The following is a 16,213-nucleotide window of genomic DNA, read 5'->3' as shown; positions in this document are numbered from 1 at the left end:
ACAGGATGGAATCATATTCGACCCTGTCATTCCAGTGTTTTTGCTTATCCGGCCGACGTCGGCCGCCAGGTCTTTTGCGGCATCCGCCAGTCGATACCTTCCAGCAGATAACCGAGCTGCGCAGGCGTGATCACCACCGTGCCATCGGCCGCTGATGGCCAGATGAAGCGGCCGCGCTCCAGCTTCTTCGTGAACAGGCAAGCGCCCTGGCCGTCATGCCAGATCACCTTGATCAGACCGCCACCGCGGCCGCGGAATACGAACAGGTGTCCACACATCGGGTCGCGCTTCAGCGCCTCCTGCACCATCAACGACAAACCGGGGAAGCCTTTTCGCATATCGGTGTGGCCTGTCGCCAGCCAGACCTTCACGCCACTCGGAACCGGAATCATCGCAGCCCCAGCACGCAATCGAGAATCCGGCCAAGGGCATCCGTATCGATGTCGCTATCCACGCGCACGCGCCGACCCCGTCCAAGCTCGATTGTCACATCGCTACGCTTCCGACGAGGGTGGGATGTGGTGGGCGATTCCGGTTGAACGGGAGAGACTGTCGAAGCGGCCTCGGATACGATCACCGGCACCAAAGTCGCCGTATCAGACCTTGGCTCGTCGATCCGGCAAAGCTCTTTGCGCCAACGGAACAACTGGCTGACATGGATGCCGGCCGCGCGGGCAATCTCGGAGATGACCGCGTCTGGCTCAAAGCACGCAGCGACAAGGCGCTCTTTATCTTCGCGTGACCAGCGCCGACGGCGCTCTACAGACGTGATCACCTCAATTGGATGCTTCGTCATATGACTACTCCTAGTGTTACCACTAGGACTGGCAGTCAGAAGCCCTCTATCGCAAGACGGCCTTCACCGTGGGCTTACGCAAGGGGGCGTGGTCAGCCCGATCCTATCGAATCTCTTCCTGCATTACGCGTTTGACGTCTGGATGACCCGGACGCATCCGGATCTACCATAAAGGCCTGGCGCCGGCGAAGATCGGCGGCTACGTCAAACCGACACTGAGGGTGCGGCCGCCGACAACTACACCTTGACGCGTCGCTGGTTGACGCGAATGGCTTTCGCTTGACCCTCCACGCTGGCACGTGCAGCATCGTCGGCCTGATCGATTTCAGGACGAACGCGTGCATCGATCGGGTGGTGATCATGCTCCTGCTCAGGACTCCGATACGTTGAAACGACAACGCCACGGTGCAACAGCTCGTTCATGTCGTGTTACCTCTTCGAAGGCTACAAGCTATCTGGGAAAGACTTACCTTGTAGGGCATTGGCGGAAGGATCGACAATCGAAAAGACAGGCAGAAATCTCGTCTGCAAGGCCGGCCCCAGAAGGGGTCGGAAGGGAAGATCCGTAGGACAGCTCCCGCGAAACCTCTAGAAAAGTCCAGCCTTTTGAGACCTCGCAACCGGCGGAGAGGATGTTGCTGTCCTGCCTCTATTCAACAGACCTCTCCCCCTTTAAGTTCAGTCGGCGAGCGACCCTTGGGCGATCGCTATGCGCCGATCCCGCCCATGCAGACGTATTTCATGGATAAGAAGTCATCCATTCCGTACTTTGAGCCCTCTCGGCCGAAGCCGGATTGCTTGACGCCGCCGAATGGCGCTAATTCGGTGGAAATCAGACCCGTGTTCACGCCAACCATGCCGTATTCCAGCGCCTCTGTGACCTTCCAAACGTTCCTGAGGTCGTTGGCGAAAAAGTAGGCTGCCAAGCCGAATTCCGTATCGTTCGCGAGTTCGATGACTTCCTCGACAGTATCGAACTTGAACACCGGAGCCAGAGGCGCGAAGGTTTCCTCACGCGCAACCTTCATATCCTTTGTGGCACCCGAGAGAAGCGTTGGTTGGACGAACGTGCCTCCGCGAGCATCGCGGTCACCACCAACCACGACAGTCGCACCCTTGGTCACAGCGTCATCGATATGACCATAGAGCTTTGCTACCGCTTCATCGTTGATCAACGGGCCGATCGTCGCCCCGCTCTCAAACCCGTCAAGAACCTGCAAGGCACTCACGCGCATTGCCAGCTTCTCGACGAACCTGTCATGGATCCCGCTCTGTACGTAAATACGATTCGCGCACACGCAGGTTTGACCCGCGTTACGAAACTTAGAAAGCATAGCCCCCTCGACCGCCTGGTCGAGATCTGCATCGTCGAAAACGATAAACGGCGCATTGCCGCCGAGTTCCAGGCTCAGCTTCATGATCTTCTGGGCGCCTTGCGCCATCAAGATACGGCCAACTTCGGTCGAACCGGTGAAGGTCAGTTTCTTGACGACCGGGTTGGAGCAGACCTCCTCGCCAAACATTCTTGCATTATCCGTCGGGAGGACGCTGAACAAGCCATCGGGTATTCCGGCACGCTCCGCGAGGATCGCCAATGCAAGCGCCGATAACGGAGTCTCGGCAGCAGGCTTGAATACGATCGCGCAGCCGGACGCGAGCGCCGGCGCGATCTTGCGGCACACCATCGCCGACGGAAAGTTCCAAGGAGCGATGGCGGCCACAACGCCAACCGGCTGCTTGATGACAAGCAGTCGCTTGTCGGCCTGGTGACCTGGAATGGTGTCACCATAGACACGCTTGGCTTCCTCACCGAACCATTCGATGTAGGAAGCGCCGTAAGCAATCTCGCCACGCGCTTCCGCCAGTGGCTTGCCCATTTCCGATGTCAGAATTACGGCCAGGTCTTCAGCGTTAGCTACCACCTCTTCGTAGAACTTCCGCATGATCAGCGAGCGTTCCTTCGCCGAAACCTTAGCCCACTTCTTCTGTGCAGCCTTTGCAGCATCGATAGAGGCTCGCACTTCAGCAAGGCCAGCGCTAGGCAAAGAGGCAAGGACGTCCATCGTGGAGGGGTTTAGCACGTTGATGCGTGTGCCGTTTACCCCTTCGCTCGACCACTTTCCTCCAACCAGCATCTGCTCGCGAACGAGAGTCTGGTCCTTTAAACGGCCTAGCAGGGTGCTGGAGATTGCCATGGATCTTCCTTTCTATGCATTGATCATATCTGATTTCGAATGTGTGGTGACCGTGCGTATATCGCGACCATCGGAACGATGAGCAGACCGACGACAGCCTGCTGCGCCGGAAAGTTCAGTCCGAGGCCAACTAGAAGCGAGGTCAGTACAGTCAGGACAAGAACACCGAGCACTGTCGCGCCATAGCCGCCCGCCCCACCAAGAAGCGACGTCCCTCCAATCACCACCGCTGCTACGGTGGTGAAAAGATAAGGGTCGCCCACGCCGACGAAGCCACCACCGGAAAACCCTAGTAGCAGCATGCCCGTGATTGCAGACATGGCACCGCTGACGCTATGGATGACGGTCCAGACCTTGAATTCGGAGATTCCGAGGCGGGCGGCCGCCGTCCGGCTTCCGCCGACGGCGTAAATGCTGCGGCCAAACCAGGTGTTGTACATGAACCATCCAAGCGCGATGGCGACGATAGCCCAGATCACGATGACCGGAGGCAGCGACAGGCCGAAAAACTTTCCGTTGAACGCCGAAATGTTCCTCAGCCATTCGGGTACCGGAGCAAACACTGTACCACCAAACGCCGAGCCGAGTGAGGTGTAGATCTGGACCGCACCGACGGCCGCGAAGCCAACTCCGAGCGACATGATCAGCGCTTGCCCTTGGAGACGGAAGCTCAGGGCGCCATTGGCGGCCCCGACAAGCGCACCGAGGAGCATGACAACCAGCATCGCGAGGGGAGCGGGAATACCTGCGACCATAAGGCTGGGAAGGAGGATGTTCGCGCCTCCAATAATATATGGTATCGAAAGATCGAGCGCACCGACCAGAGCGCACAGGGTCTGGCCAATGGAGGCAAGCCCCAGAAACGCTGCGAGAAGAAGGATTGAACGCGCGTTTTGGGATGATACGAAGCCGGGGACCAGCAATGCACCGAGTGCTAAGAGAGAGGCCAGAAGAACAAAGCCAATGACGATGCTCCGATGAGCCTTGAGCGGGTTAGACTTCTGAGCCGATTTGATTTCGGAATTCATAACTGTCGCGACCATTATCTTGCTCCTTACACAACCGCGCGGCGACTGATGACAAAGACGTTCACGAGAAGTGATCCGACGAGGATTAAGCCGAATGCCATCTGGGTAACGAACCCCGAAACCGTGCCGAAGTTGAAGGTGGAGAGGAGATAGGAGATGAGGAACATGTTGATCGCGCCAAGCGTAGATCCAAGTGCTCCACCACGACCACCGGAGAGGCTCGCACCTCCGAGAACCAGGGCCGTAACAGCCTGAAGGGTGTAGGTGCTGCCCTGCGTCGGATCACCAGAGGAGATCAGCGCCGTGTAGCTGAGGGCGGCAAGTCCAGCGAATGCTCCACCAACAACGTGGGCGATGATGCGGACTGCGTCCACTCGAACGCCGCTCGTATACGCCATGCGCTCATCCGCACCCGTCATGCGAAGGTTGCGGTAAAACATAGTCCCCCTGAGAAGGAGCCACAATGCATACGCTGCAACCAGCAACAGCAAAACAGGTGACATGATGTCGGTCCCCGCCCCCCAGCTAAGCATCCAGTCGGGCGCGACTCCACCCGGTCGGGACATCACCATCAGGTTCAACCCGGAGAGGACAAGAAAACCCGACAGCGTAACGATTATCGGAGCGACACGCACATAAATGATAACCAGCGCCTGGAGTAGCTGGAATGCCGCTCCCAGGCCGACTGCCCATACTATCACTGCGATAGGGTTGGTAATTCCGTTACCCACAAGCCAGGTAATAAGGGTAACGTTGATGAACCCCATCAAGGGGCCAACTGAAAGGTCCACTGCTCCACGACCCGCCATGACAATGGGGGTGAGGGCAAGCGCCGTTAGAATCAAGGGCGTGGCGACAAGGATTGCACCTGCGAGGCCGTTGTTCGTGAATAGCCCGTGTCCGCGTAGGGCAACGGCGACCAAAAGGACAATGAATAGGCCGGCCGGCACGAAGAGGGAACGGTCCTGGGTGATTTGACGGAATGCGATTCCAGACATCATGCAGTCCTTTCCAGATCGAACTCGATGGAGGCGTTTGGCGATTTTCCAAACATTGCGGCCAAGATTGGCTCTTCCGCTATGTCCTCGCCTGCTAGCGACCGGAAAAGCCTTCCAGCAAAGAAGACGTCGACGCGGTCCGCAAAGCCGATGAACTCTTCGATTTCGCTTGATAGATAAATCACGCTGCCACCCTTCTCCGTGAACAGGCGCAGTTCGCGGTAGAGATCGCGCTTCGTTCCGAGGTCGACACCGCGAGCGGGATCGTTAAGGACGATGACGGACGGTTCGTTTGCAAAGGCACGGCCGATCAAAACTTTTTGCTGATTTCCGCCCGACAGTGAGGTGATCTTGTTCGCCGGACTTCCAATCTTAATCCGGAGCCGATCCACCTCGCGTTTGAACATGGGTTTGAGGCCGGCCTTATTGATTATACCAAGAGGACCGAGGTTCTTGCGATAGACGCCGATGGCAAGATTTTCGAAGATGCTCTGCTGAGGGAAGATACCTTCACGCTTGCGGTCGCCGGAAATATACGAGATTCCTGCTTTGGTAGCGTCTTCGAGCGATGCGACCTTTTTCATTCTCTCGGTGCTGGATGACCAGACTTGGACATTACCACCAAAAGGCTGGATGATACCCGCAACGGCGCGTACGAAAGCGTCCTGCCCGTGCCCGTCGAGTCCTGCAACACCGATGATCGCTCCTTTCGGTAGATCGAAATCGAAGGGCGCTGCCGCGCTGTGAGTAACGAGGTCTCTTACCGCTACCACGGCCGGCGCGGCGGCGCCTACTTGCTTTGATTCGTACGCCTTCGCGTCGCTTGCGTTTCGGTCCGCGGGCGTCATCATTGAAAGCAGGTTCTCTTCAGTTATTTCATGCTTCTCGAGCGTACCAATGGTGACGCCGTCGCGAAGGATCGTGGCTCGATCGGCGATGCGGACAAGTTCAGCGATCCGATGCGTTACGATCAGCACGGTCGCACCTTCCCTACGGAGACGATCAATTTCCTCGTGGAGGCGGATCGTGGAATCGAGGTCTAATGCCGCAGACGATTCATCGAGGATGAGGACCTTCGGCCTGCGCAAGACCGCTCGCGCAATAACTATCCATTGCTTGACGCTCAGAGGCAATGCCCCAACGTTCTGATCGAGATCCACGGGCTTGCCGACGAGGCGTTTCAGGATCTCCTCAGCCTCGGTACGCCGACCACTGCCGCCCTGCGAGCGGAAGATGCCGTCGCGCCCGACATACAGGTTTTCCAATACACTGGCCTCGTCGGCCACCAGCACTTCCTGGAAGATCGTTGTCAGCCCGATGCGCTTGGCGTCAGTCGGAGTCGAAATCTCTTCTCCAAGGACCGAAACGCTCCCGGAATCTGGGTGCAACACTCCAGACATGATCTTCGCCATCGTGCTTTTGCCACTTCCATTCTCTCCGACGATGGCGTGCACTTCTCCGGCCCGGGCTTCAAAATCACACTTCTTTAAGGCCTTAGTCTCGCCGAAAGACTTGGCAACATTGATCAACTTGATCGTAGTTTGGTTTTGCATCGGAGATCCTCTAATCCCAACGGCCGCGCGAGGCGGTCCTCCCACAAGAGAAACTTCTGTCCGGTGGCAAGACCCACCGGGCAGAACAGTTTCACTTCGACACAGGCTTCCAGGGATCAGCCGGGCGTTCGAAGTAGTCTGCAGCAATCGCAGCAGGAAACCACCCGTCCGCCTTGGGCTCCACGAAGTCTGTCGAGTTCAAGTCGCAATCTTCTGGTATTGCCGCGCGGACTTCATCGATGGTGTAAGGCAAGACGGGTCGAAGGAAGGACTGAACCTTAGGGCCTTGTCCCTCCAATGTGCGGAGCATGATCTCCCACATCTGTTGCATCTCGCGACGCGGCGGCCAAATATGGAAACTCCTGTCCACAAACTCGGGGTTCTTGCGCCAGTAGCACGCGGCGGAAGCTTCCCCCCCGAGAGTAATCGGGATCATGTCTCGACCTGACTGCAGCATTGCGTTGAGAACGCCGTTCTCTTGGGCCCCCTGCGTGAGGATCCCATCAATCTTCGTCGGGTTCGTCGCAAGAAACTTCTGAACTTCGACCTGGGCCACCTGGTCGGTCCACTTCCCTGCAACTTCACCGACGATCTTTATGTCGGGGTACTTAGCAAGTGCTTCCTTAGCCGCTTTGTCAAAGCTGTCCGAAGAAGCGAAACCGGGAATACCAGAAACGAGAAGGATATTGCCCTTCTTTCCTATTTTTTCCGCCAGCCACGTCGCCATCTCGGCACCGCCCTGCGCGTGATTGGCCGCGCCATTGATGGCGTATGGCGACGTCACGTAGCCCGAAAATGAGAACACCGGCACACCGGCTTTGTAGGCATATTCGATCGTCTGATTAAGAGCCGTGACGTTCGAGCAGCAGATGATGATTGCATCGACGCCTTCGTCCACCATTTGACGCATCTGCTGGATCTGAACGGCGTCTTTAAGATCCGACTGGGTGACCACGACATCAGACACCAGGCCCGCAGCCTTTGATCGCGGTAAAAGATCGCTCATGACCGCATCGAGAGCTGCGGCTCGCCAGGTGTTGCCAGCGTAGCTGCTTGCATAGCCGATCTTCCACGGAGGACCCTTTTTGGGCTTGAAGTCTTTGTAGGCGCTCGCCCCCAATGGAATCTGCGGATCTACAGTTTCATAGATCTTCTTTTCTGTAGCCGGTAGCTGATCGACACCATCCGCGTAAGCGGTTGTCGCCAGGGCGCTAACCGAGATCAGCGCCCCAAGTGTGACATTCAGAATGCACCTCATTGAAGTTCTCCTCCCGAGAAAAGGATCAGGCAACCTTAGACCGGGCTGCTGATGACTGTTGGATCTCCTCAAGAATCGGCAACAGATACTTCCGGAACTCGCTATAGTCCTCAGTAACGGGAAAATGTCCGAGCTTTTCCATTGTCCAAAACTTGGAGCCTTTGACCAGGTCTGCAGCAATCTTGGTATCGGCCGGGGACGTGTTTGGATCGTATTCGCCCGTGAGGAAGTATAGCATACATTTCGACGTATCGATTTTGCTGGCTTCTTCTGGCGACACATCGTGGTCGTAGTAGTAGTAATAAAGATCACCCGCGAAGATTCCCGGTCCACCGCAGCTGTATTCCCACTGGATTTCACGGACATTCGCTTCTGGCGAGTACGGTGAGATATTCAGCATCATCGCCGCACCGATGGAGGTGCGATTGACGTTTGGATTGTCGAACTCCCTGCGGATGCCAGCCATACCGACGTCGACGTACTCCGCCGCCGAGCGCAACGCACCTTCGACCGAGATCGTGGCGCGGAAGTTGTCCGGATAGTTCGATGCCAGGTCGATCGCGAGATGGCCGCCCATGGAGCTGCCCAAATAAACGGGGCGGTCTAGGTCGAGCGCTTTTGAGAGTTCGAGCTGGAAGTCCATCATGAACTTCTTGGTCATGTTGTATTCCTTCTCCCACCAGCGAACGCCGTAGGGGGGAAGGGACTTGCCGTGATACGGCAGATCGAACGCGATGACGCGAAAATTTTTCGTCACGTCGGAATCGCAAAGCATATGACGGTATTGGCGACCGTCGGACCCTGCCGTATGACCGACGAGAAGCGGAATCCCCTGGCCCGCTTCTTCGTAATAGACGCGGTACTCGATACCTTCTACGGTGAGATAGAGATAACGGCCGATAATGGGGTCAAACTTGGTCATGCTGCTGCTCCTTCAGAACGGGCATTGCGCATCAGGGTGGTCATGCGGTTGAGAGCAGGCAGATACGCGAAGGTTTCGTTGTTACTGCTAAGGTAGAGGCCATGCTTGATGTTTGATGACTGCAAGCACTGATAAAACGGCAAGGGTTTGTGCTGAAGCAGCGCCTCCCACTGTGAACCGGTCCCGCGTATGACGATAGTGCACTTGTCGTCGTCGTATTCGGCCTCTTCCACCTTTAGCAACGTACCGTCCTCGAAATGAAGCGCTACACTGCGGGTAGGGAAATCGCATTTTAATATACCGTTAAGATAACGAGTTTCGCGCTTGAACTCGAAATCCTCCCGCACGAATTCTATGAATTTCTTGAGATCTATCGCCATTTTAGGCTCCTCCCTTGTTGATAAGCGCTGAGAACTCCGCGCATGTTGTACATGCCCCCTCACGGGACAGCACATTCTCAAATGCCCATTTCGGTGAATACTTCCTGGGCATGCCTGAAACTGTCGATGCCTGCTGGCACACCAACGTAGATAGCCACCTGAAGGAAGATCTCCTGGATCTCCTGTTTCGTAACACCGTTGTTGATGGCGCCGCGGATGTGGCCTCTGAGCTCGTGCGGTCGGTTTAAAACCGCTATCATTCCAAGGTTGAGGATCGATCGAGCGCGACGGTCGAGGCCAGGTCGGTTCCAGATATTGTCCCAACAATACTCGGTGACGAGTTCCTGCATCGGCCAGGTGAAGTCGGTCGCCTTTCCGAGGGCCGCATCAACGTAAGCGTCCCCCATCACCTGCCGACGAGTAGCAAGTCCGCGCTTGAACTGCTCCGATGGAGCTGTTCGCTCGCCGGCCTTAGACCCCTTATCTTTCCTGTCCAAAGTGGCCATTGGGTTTCGCTCCCTTCATCATATTTGACAGATTATCAGACAATTTTCAACTGTCAGTTTGGCGTAGTTTTTCGCGGTCAGGCCTGATCTTTCACGAACTGCGCAATTTTCGTATGGTCGACATCGGGGCCTAAAGCATGCCGAGCAGCATCCCAGGCATCAGCGGTACCGGCCAATGTCGGCAGCTGGAGATTGAGCGCCTTCGACAAGTCCGCTGCAATCCTAATGTCTTTCGCCATAAGCCCCAAAGCAAAACCAGAGCCAAAAGTCTCCGAGAGGATGAACTGCTTCATCTTCACTTCTGTTGCGTTGTTCTTGCCAGACGACGAGTTGAGAATATCGACGATCGTTCTAGGATCGAGACCAAACGTTCGGCCAAGAAGAACGCCTTCGATAGCTGCCAGAACCCCGGCTCCCGATACGAAATTGTTGATGGCTTTCATGGCGTGCCCTGAGCCGATCGGGCCTGTCCTAAAAATCTGGCCGCCCATGGCGCACAGGATGGGATCAGCTTGATCGATATCGTCAGAAGCACCGCCTGCCATGATAGTAAGAGAGCCTTCGACGGCTCGCTTCACTCCGCCTGACACGGGAGCATCGACCAGCCGCAAGCCCTTCTGATGCAAGCGCTCTGCGAGCTCACGAGTATCATTGGGCGCCGATGAGCTCATGTCGATGACAAGCGCGTCAGCACTCAGGGATTGCCAGGCCCCATCCTTGAAGAGCGCGTCTTGAACAACCTTGCCGTTGGGAAGCATGGTAACCGCAACATCGGCCCCATTGAATGCTTCCGCTACCGTCTCTGCCGGAACGCCGCCGACGGCCGCGAACCTTTCCCTAGCCTCGGCCGATAGATCAAAGCCAGTGACTTCGAATTGAGCCGACAACAGATGTTGTGCCATCGGCCCGCCCATTGCGCCGAGACCAATAAAGGCGACGCGCAGATTTTTTCGTGGTGACAACGTCCCGCTCCCGAATGTGAGGCAAGCACAATCAGCTACCTCCGTTAGTGAGGAGTAGTTAACGACCTATCAGACAATCTGTCAATCGGAAAATTCATGCTTGGGCCGGCGCGCCCTCGCTACGACGCCAATTTTGCCGTCGCTTCTTCAATCACCTCACTTAAAATGACGTGCAAGCAGCACCCATCTTATCGTCCGATGGACACCAGAGAGGTTGTTGCGTTGTCAAAAGCACCGTGCCTGAAGGATTTAATTACACCCGGCCACCTCCAGCATCAGACAATCTGTCAATTTTCGGAAAATCTTATGGCATCAGCCTGAGGTGTTGTTGCGCAGGTACTCGAGTGCGACTTTCGCAGCCATATCAATGTGGTGCTTACAAGCGGCCGCAGCCCTGGGTCCGTTGCGATTTTGGATCGCTTCGGCAATCTCTTTGATTTCTGCAATGCTATGTTTGAGGCGCCCCGGTTGTGTCATCGAAGTCATGCGCAGAAGATTGATCCGGTTGTGCAGCGATGTTAGCATTTGCCTGACGAAGACGTTTTTGCTGCCATCCATCAAGCAGTCATAGAAGGCGTTTTTGGCAGCGATGAGCCTGTGTCCCACGCCGCTTTCCGCCGACGCTTCGAATTCTCTAACGGCATCTTGCAAAGTGGCAATATCTTCCGCCGTTCCATTTTCGGCGAACTGCTGACCAGCAAACCCCTCGAGCAGCGCGCGGACGGTGTAGAGCTGAGCGGCCTCCTCATAGGTTATGATACTGACAACTGGACCCTTGTGGGGGAAGCTTGTGATCAATCCCTCTGCCTCAAGCTGCCGAAGCGCTTCACGGACGGACGTGCGACCCACGCCGATCATTTCGCAAAGCTCGCGCTCGACGAGCCTTTGCCCCGGCTTGAACTTGCCCGTCGCAATAGCCTGTCTGAGCCTTTCTTCGACTTGCACTCGAAGAGAGGCATTTTGCCGAGCGACCTGCAGCTCCACATCTACCATGATCAATGTCCTACGTAGCACTAATGAATTTGAGCTAAATATATGGCTGCTTCGCGGGGAACTTTCAATCAGATTGTCTGATGAGCGGTCATTAGCAACTATTCTCGAGGATTGAGCCCGCTGTGTAGAGGTCGGCTTCCCGATCCATGAGGAACCGATCGGTTGGCGCGCCATAAGTGGAAATTCTAGTCCAAATGGCCTAGTTCAATTGGTGTCCTGATGGCCGACAATGTCCGCCCGCCGATTTCTCAAAACCAGCCACGTTGCGACCCTGATCGACGAGGTGTCCACGGTCACCGACACCACCGCATCTTCCAGGAGCACCCGTTCGACTAACGGCCGGGTGCAGCTTGGCAATCGGCAAAAGCCGCATCAGCAGACGATAGTGGTTCCGATCGCGCCTCCGGTCCGGAGGCGGCATCGATCTTGAGCGCCTCAAGATCCGCCATCTTTCTTCGCCTGCCAGCCTGGCTCGTACTTGCGCTATCCGCAATTCCCATTCTAACCACTTTTCTCTCTGACCATCTCTCTTGAAAAATTGTAACCTTCGTGCTACATATCTAGTGCAATCTGTAGTGCGAAGGTGACAAATTCCGACACCTCACAACCCTCCGGGTGCGGCGCGCGCTGCGCAAACTGGGCGCAGACATCCACGTCGACGTCGCCGCCTGCCTATGGCGGTAGTAGCCGAACGTGCCTTCACCTCACGCTCAACGCTTCAAAAGATCGAGGCCGGCGACACCAATGTCAGCATCGGCATCTATGCAGGCGTCCTCCAGGCACTCGGCCTGCTAGATGGGCTGAGCCAAGTCGCCGACATCGGTGACGACAGCGTCGGCCAGTCTCTGGCCAATGCAGAGTTGCCCAAGCACGCTCACCCAAGGCGATCACCGGGATCGTCACGCGATGGCTGATTTCGAAGTTCATCTCGACCTTCACGGCCGCACACGTCCCATCTGGCCCGGAGCAATCGCGCCCGTGGTGCCGAAACAATCGTGTTTGAGTATGATCGTGCCTGGCTCGAGGACCCGGGCCGCTTCTCGCTGCAGCCCGCTCTAGCTCTGAGCTGGGGAGAAAAATCACGGCTTTCTGTGGCTCAATAAAGCCAGCTGGTCGTTGTCCCCTGCCTATGACCTCAATCCAGTGCCTACGGATGTCAAGGCGCGCGCGCTGACGACAAACATTGATCTTGATGAAGGCACCTGCTCCCTTGACCTGCTGGAAGAACCTGCAGGGCTCTACGCCCTAACGCTCGCCGAGGCTCGCGCGATCATTAAGGAAGTCGCGACACCGCAAGGTGGCGCGAGACCGCCAAGGCGGTCGGTGCGCGGTCAGCCGAGATCAACCGTATGGCCAGTGCGTTCGATCACGATGATTTGCAGCGAGCGCCAGCCCTATGACGAGAGCCTTCCTCCACAGTTTCAATCCGCCCTCTGCCGGCCCGATCACTGAACCGGATTACGGCATCGTTGCGTTGTAAAGGACGGATGTCCAATGGCAATTTTCCGATCTGCGGTCCTGGCTGGATTTGCGATGGAATTGTTTCAAGCGCCTCCGTGACCAACGAGCGAAAACCAATAATTATGTGATTCGGTGAGATCGAGACGCTACTCTACGAACAAACTATGTCACTGCCAGCGGATCCTCAATCACATCGACGATCGATGGCTGGCCAAGCACGTCCGCGAAGCGCTGTAGCATGGCAACAGTACTCGATGACATCTCCGCCCTGGAGCCCGGGATATAGCAAGCGGCTGCATAAGCGAGTTGCCGTTGCCTCGGTTCCGTTAGCAACAGCGGCAGCGTCTCGATTGCTTGCTCCGGCTCAAAGGTGACGATAGCCGTCTGCACGCGAGTGATTTCGGCCAAATGATCAGCGCTTAGTGAGCGGAAGGGCTCGTCCTCGGTCAGCACCCGTGACCAGCGCGCCAGGCGGTCGCGTCGGATCCCGCCACGATCGCTCACCAGGAGTACGACCATACGGATGATGGCATCGGCGAGTCCGCCGATCGCGATCCTCCTGAGCGCATTGGCGATGTCCGGCTGCCATCTCATATCGTCAAGTGTCGTCCCTTTGCGGTATGCTTCGTGGGGATTGTCAAAATATCGCTGCCAAGGGTTGTTCCAGATCATGTGAAACGCGAGCTCATAACCCATGTCGCGCCAGTCGCGCATGACCACGATCGCCTGTTCGACAGCCTTGAAATAGAGCGCTTCCGCAGCCAGGAAAGGATTTTCCGCTGCTGCGTTCGCCCGGGAGTTCCGTACCTGCTCTGAAATTGACTTATAGCCAACCATGATCGGATTCTGAGAAGACAGCAGCGATCGCTCCAGCCGCTTTGGATGGAACATTCGGCTGGCGTCTGCTGAGATGTCTGTGACCGCGGCCTGCACAAAGGGGCGGGCAACTGTGTGATAGATCTGCGCTTGCAGTTCAGAGACGCGGGCGACGGCAGCGAAGGGACCTCCATCGTCATGGCCGTCGTTAAACTCACGGATATTCTCGAAGGTGCGCTCGATCAGTTCAACACTATAGCTCTTGTGTCCAGCATCTTCTTGAATGTCCGTGATGCGCATCTCGTAAAGGCCAGGCAACAACGCCTCAATTGCCTCGAGCGTGCTTGCAACCTCATTGTATTCTTTGTTGATTACTCTCGAGGAAACGAATGTACCGAGGTGACCGACGTCGTTGTGTACCATATAAATAATGTGCTGGCCGAGAAGGCGGATTTCCTCCTCGTTGTCATAGATTTCGGGGATCCAATTCAGCGCCTGCTGCGGCGGCGTTACATTGTCGCCATGACTGGCAAATATGATAATAGGCGCCCTGATCTTCTTAAGGTCGAAATGCCGCCGGTCCGGCTCCCCATACGCCTTGTTGTGCGCCAGTCGATTACCAACAAAGAGGTGCTCAACTATCCAGCGGATCTCGTCTCCCCGCATCAGGCAGAAGCCGCCCCACCACTTCTCAGCCTTAAGGAAGGCTTCGCTCGCCGCATCCACATCTCGGAACAGTTCGACATACTTCATGAATAACTGGCGCTCGGGATTGAGCGTTTCGAAATTCTGTACGAGATGGGCGCCGTCGAAGATGCCTCCGCCCAGATCTGACAAAAACATGGTTATCCAAGCTCCCCCGAAGAGGCCCGCCATGTAGCGGAGGGTATTTTCGCCGATATTTCCCGAGGTAGGTGTCACCGGCGATCCGTTGAGGATGATCGGGCCAGCTAAGTCGAGATTTGTCGCAACCATCAGAAGGGTAGCCCAGCCAGCTTGGCAGTTGCCGACTACGACTGGAAGGCGGGCAAGCGGATGCAGGCGCATGACCTCACGAACAAAGGCCGCTTCCGCATACGTGACATTAGAGAGATACTGCCCCCCTCTGGCTCTCGGCGGAAGGACACCAAATAAACCGGGTGACCTTCCCGGAACGCCACGCCGACCTGGCTGTCTTCTTTGTGGCCACCGACGCCGGGACTATGTCCGGCGCGCGGGCAAATGATTATGAAGGGGCGCTTCGTGTCATCGACGTTAACACCTTGGGGCGGGATCATTCGAAGTAACACGTAATTGGATTTCAAGGGCAGATCGTTTCCATCCATAACTGTCTCGTAGTCGCAGAAGAAAACCGGCGGACAGCCTGCCGCTTCATGTTCGAGGAAGATGTCGCCGCGCTGTCGGAGAAGATCCATGCACAATATGGCGCGCTCACTAGCGTCGCGCAGGTATTCCGCCCAAGCGTGGCCCAAATTCCCATTGCCGTGCACCTCGCGTAGACTCTCGGCAAGACGTTCGGCCTCAGTAAAGAGCTTTCCCTGGCGGGTAGAGTGGGTGTCGCACATGACTTGCACGCGGCGCAATAAGGCAACCTGCAGAATTTTAGCGGTTTCAGCGCCCGCTGCCGCCAAGCGTTGGAACATCGGGAATAGACTTTGGGTCACTTGGCTGTCCAGTTCCGTGGATGGCGCTTCAATCCACCGGAGCGGGTTTAGAGATGTAAGAATATCCGCCATCGTTTCAACTCCTCTATGGTTATGATCCCGTACGCATACATACGTGCCAGATCGATCGTGCTTCCGTCTGGCGAGGTGCTCGGTAGGCAATGCCGACGCCTAGGAAAGCAGTTTGACGACTTCCGACCCCAACGAGTTACCGCCGCATTCATCCCCTGCAATGTCTATGCCAAGCACTGGGTCAGCCAGCTACGCCGGGAGAGGGGGCAGCAAGCTCGTCGCCAGGGAAAGCCACACAAAGTCTTCATTCAGCCTGGATCAGCAGTTTCTCCCAGCTCGTTGGAGACTATCGGAGGACAGGAGGTGATGGATTCGCCTGCGGTGTGGGATCCCACCAACTAGGATGTTTCAGCGGCCGTCCGCGTGGCTTTGGTTGGGGCTAAGGCTGGTGGTGGCACGGTTATAGACGATGCCTTCTGTCTGACGCTCACCGATGACGGCAGTCTTCATCCGGTCGCAAAGCACTCCCGCGGAGCGCCGCCGAGAGCCTCGAAGGCCGCGATGTGGAAACGCAGGCCGGTCATCTGATGCATGACGAAGCGTGCCCAGATGGGACGGCTATGACCCGGCACTATCGTGAACAGCCAGATGATCCTCGGCGCCAGTTAA

The 16,213-nt window shown here is 56.5% G+C and carries 13 protein-coding genes and 5 pseudogenes; 3 read left to right on the top strand and 15 right to left on the bottom strand.

The genetic code is table 11. The annotated features are described in order from the left end of the window. Positions 1 to 44 precede the first annotated feature (44 nt). Positions 45 to 392: an IS66 family insertion sequence element accessory protein TnpB gene (tnpB, locus tag AMK00_RS23320; RefSeq protein ID WP_008536653.1), complete on the bottom strand. Its 348-nt coding sequence runs from the start codon at positions 390 to 392 to the stop codon at positions 45 to 47. Next, positions 389 to 796, bottom strand: coding sequence for an IS66-like element accessory protein TnpA (gene tnpA, locus AMK00_RS31220; RefSeq protein WP_080956205.1), 408 nt, complete (start codon positions 794 to 796; stop codon positions 389 to 391). The genes tnpB and tnpA overlap by 4 nt, the downstream gene beginning before the upstream one ends. A 67-nt stretch (positions 797 to 863) precedes the next feature. On the opposite strand from tnpA, the pseudogene AMK00_RS33200 reads away from it, so the two are divergent. Next, positions 864 to 965, top strand: a pseudogene (locus AMK00_RS33200) (reverse transcriptase); the annotation flags it as partial. Between the two features lie 68 nt (positions 966 to 1,033). Here AMK00_RS33200 and AMK00_RS23315 read toward each other — a convergent pair. The 11 genes from AMK00_RS23315 to AMK00_RS23265 form a co-directional block, all read right to left on the bottom strand. After that, positions 1,034 to 1,219 (bottom strand): hypothetical protein, encoded by a 186-nt coding sequence (locus AMK00_RS23315; RefSeq protein WP_004668636.1) that lies wholly within the window; start codon positions 1,217 to 1,219, stop codon positions 1,034 to 1,036. Positions 1,220 to 1,503: 284 nt separating this feature from the next. Beyond that, complete coding sequence (locus AMK00_RS23310; RefSeq protein WP_008534338.1) at positions 1,504 to 2,991, bottom strand: NAD-dependent succinate-semialdehyde dehydrogenase; 1,488 nt, start codon at positions 2,989 to 2,991, stop codon at positions 1,504 to 1,506. A 23-nt stretch (positions 2,992 to 3,014) separates the two neighbouring features. Beyond that, positions 3,015 to 4,034: an ABC transporter permease gene (locus tag AMK00_RS23305; RefSeq protein WP_004668632.1), complete on the bottom strand. Its 1,020-nt coding sequence runs from the start codon at positions 4,032 to 4,034 to the stop codon at positions 3,015 to 3,017. A gap of 11 nt (positions 4,035 to 4,045) precedes the next feature. Then, positions 4,046 to 5,020: an ABC transporter permease gene (locus AMK00_RS23300; protein ID WP_008534336.1), complete on the bottom strand. Its 975-nt coding sequence runs from the start codon at positions 5,018 to 5,020 to the stop codon at positions 4,046 to 4,048. Beyond that, positions 5,017 to 6,570, bottom strand: coding sequence for a sugar ABC transporter ATP-binding protein (locus tag AMK00_RS23295; protein ID WP_064811971.1), 1,554 nt, complete (start codon positions 6,568 to 6,570; stop codon positions 5,017 to 5,019). Before AMK00_RS23295 ends, AMK00_RS23300 begins: the two co-directional genes overlap by 4 nt. 91 nt (positions 6,571 to 6,661) lie before the next feature. Continuing rightward, on the bottom strand, positions 6,662 to 7,828 hold the full coding sequence (locus tag AMK00_RS23290) for an ABC transporter substrate-binding protein (RefSeq protein WP_008534334.1): 1,167 nt from the start codon (positions 7,826 to 7,828) through the stop codon (positions 6,662 to 6,664). A 25-nt stretch (positions 7,829 to 7,853) separates the two neighbouring features. Continuing rightward, positions 7,854 to 8,750 carry an alpha/beta fold hydrolase gene (locus AMK00_RS23285; RefSeq protein WP_004668623.1) on the bottom strand — a complete coding sequence of 299 codons (897 nt, stop codon included), beginning with the start codon at positions 8,748 to 8,750 and terminating at the stop codon, positions 7,854 to 7,856. Then, positions 8,747 to 9,130 carry a hypothetical protein gene (locus AMK00_RS23280; protein WP_004668622.1) on the bottom strand — a complete coding sequence of 128 codons (384 nt, stop codon included), beginning with the start codon at positions 9,128 to 9,130 and terminating at the stop codon, positions 8,747 to 8,749. Before AMK00_RS23280 ends, AMK00_RS23285 begins: the two co-directional genes overlap by 4 nt. A 77-nt stretch (positions 9,131 to 9,207) precedes the next feature. Further along, positions 9,208 to 9,636, bottom strand: a complete 429-nt coding sequence (locus AMK00_RS23275; RefSeq protein WP_004668619.1) for a carboxymuconolactone decarboxylase family protein — start codon at positions 9,634 to 9,636, stop codon at positions 9,208 to 9,210. Positions 9,637 to 9,713: 77 nt separating this feature from the next. Beyond that, positions 9,714 to 10,598, bottom strand: a complete 885-nt coding sequence (locus AMK00_RS23270; protein WP_004668614.1) for an NAD(P)-dependent oxidoreductase — start codon at positions 10,596 to 10,598, stop codon at positions 9,714 to 9,716. A gap of 312 nt (positions 10,599 to 10,910) precedes the next feature. Continuing rightward, entirely contained in the window at positions 10,911 to 11,591 is a 681-nt protein-coding gene (locus AMK00_RS23265) for a GntR family transcriptional regulator (protein WP_004668612.1), read from the bottom strand. A 590-nt stretch (positions 11,592 to 12,181) separates the two neighbouring features. On the opposite strand from AMK00_RS23265, the pseudogene AMK00_RS23260 reads away from it, so the two are divergent. Next, positions 12,182 to 12,505, top strand: a pseudogene (locus tag AMK00_RS23260) (hypothetical protein). A gap of 160 nt (positions 12,506 to 12,665) precedes the next feature. After that, positions 12,666 to 12,991 (top strand): annotated as a pseudogene (locus AMK00_RS33195) (HipA domain-containing protein); the annotation flags it as partial. 223 nt (positions 12,992 to 13,214) lie between these two features. Here AMK00_RS33195 and AMK00_RS23255 read toward each other — a convergent pair. Together AMK00_RS23255 and AMK00_RS33190 are read right to left on the bottom strand one after the other, a co-directional pair. Continuing rightward, positions 13,215 to 15,283: pseudogene (locus tag AMK00_RS23255) on the bottom strand (DUF3141 domain-containing protein). Positions 15,284 to 15,982: 699 nt separating this feature from the next. After that, positions 15,983 to 16,200 (bottom strand): annotated as a pseudogene (locus AMK00_RS33190) (IS21 family transposase); the annotation flags it as partial. Positions 16,201 to 16,213: the final 13 nt, after the last annotated feature.

Source organism: Rhizobium sp. N621 (assembly GCF_001664325.1).
Taxonomy (GTDB): Bacteria; Pseudomonadota; Alphaproteobacteria; order Rhizobiales; family Rhizobiaceae; genus Rhizobium; species Rhizobium esperanzae.
The sequence above is the reverse complement of the archived record's forward strand: the minus strand, read 5'-3'. Positions and strand labels throughout refer to the sequence as shown.

Excerpts from the sequence above, each read along its gene's own strand:
- AMK00_RS23295 (WP_064811971.1), bottom strand. The coding sequence starts at position 6,570 with ATGCAAAACCAAACTACGATCAAGTTGATCAATGTTGCCAAGTCTTTC.
- AMK00_RS23310 (WP_008534338.1), bottom strand. The coding sequence starts at position 2,991 with ATGGCAATCTCCAGCACCCTGCTAGGCCGTTTAAAGGACCAGACTCTC.
- AMK00_RS23305 (WP_004668632.1), bottom strand. The coding sequence starts at position 4,034 with ATGGTCGCGACAGTTATGAATTCCGAAATCAAATCGGCTCAGAAGTCT.
- AMK00_RS23285 (WP_004668623.1), bottom strand. The coding sequence starts at position 8,750 with ATGACCAAGTTTGACCCCATTATCGGCCGTTATCTCTATCTCACCGTA.
- AMK00_RS23290 (WP_008534334.1), bottom strand. The coding sequence starts at position 7,828 with ATGAGGTGCATTCTGAATGTCACACTTGGGGCGCTGATCTCGGTTAGC.
- AMK00_RS23280 (WP_004668622.1), bottom strand. The coding sequence starts at position 9,130 with ATGGCGATAGATCTCAAGAAATTCATAGAATTCGTGCGGGAGGATTTC.
- AMK00_RS23300 (WP_008534336.1), bottom strand. The coding sequence starts at position 5,020 with ATGATGTCTGGAATCGCATTCCGTCAAATCACCCAGGACCGTTCCCTC.
- tnpA (WP_080956205.1), bottom strand. The coding sequence starts at position 796 with ATGACGAAGCATCCAATTGAGGTGATCACGTCTGTAGAGCGCCGTCGG.
- tnpB (WP_008536653.1), bottom strand. The coding sequence starts at position 392 with ATGATTCCGGTTCCGAGTGGCGTGAAGGTCTGGCTGGCGACAGGCCAC.
- AMK00_RS23315 (WP_004668636.1), bottom strand. The coding sequence starts at position 1,219 with ATGAACGAGCTGTTGCACCGTGGCGTTGTCGTTTCAACGTATCGGAGT.
- AMK00_RS23275 (WP_004668619.1), bottom strand. The coding sequence starts at position 9,636 with ATGGCCACTTTGGACAGGAAAGATAAGGGGTCTAAGGCCGGCGAGCGA.
- AMK00_RS23265 (WP_004668612.1), bottom strand. The coding sequence starts at position 11,591 with ATGGTAGATGTGGAGCTGCAGGTCGCTCGGCAAAATGCCTCTCTTCGA.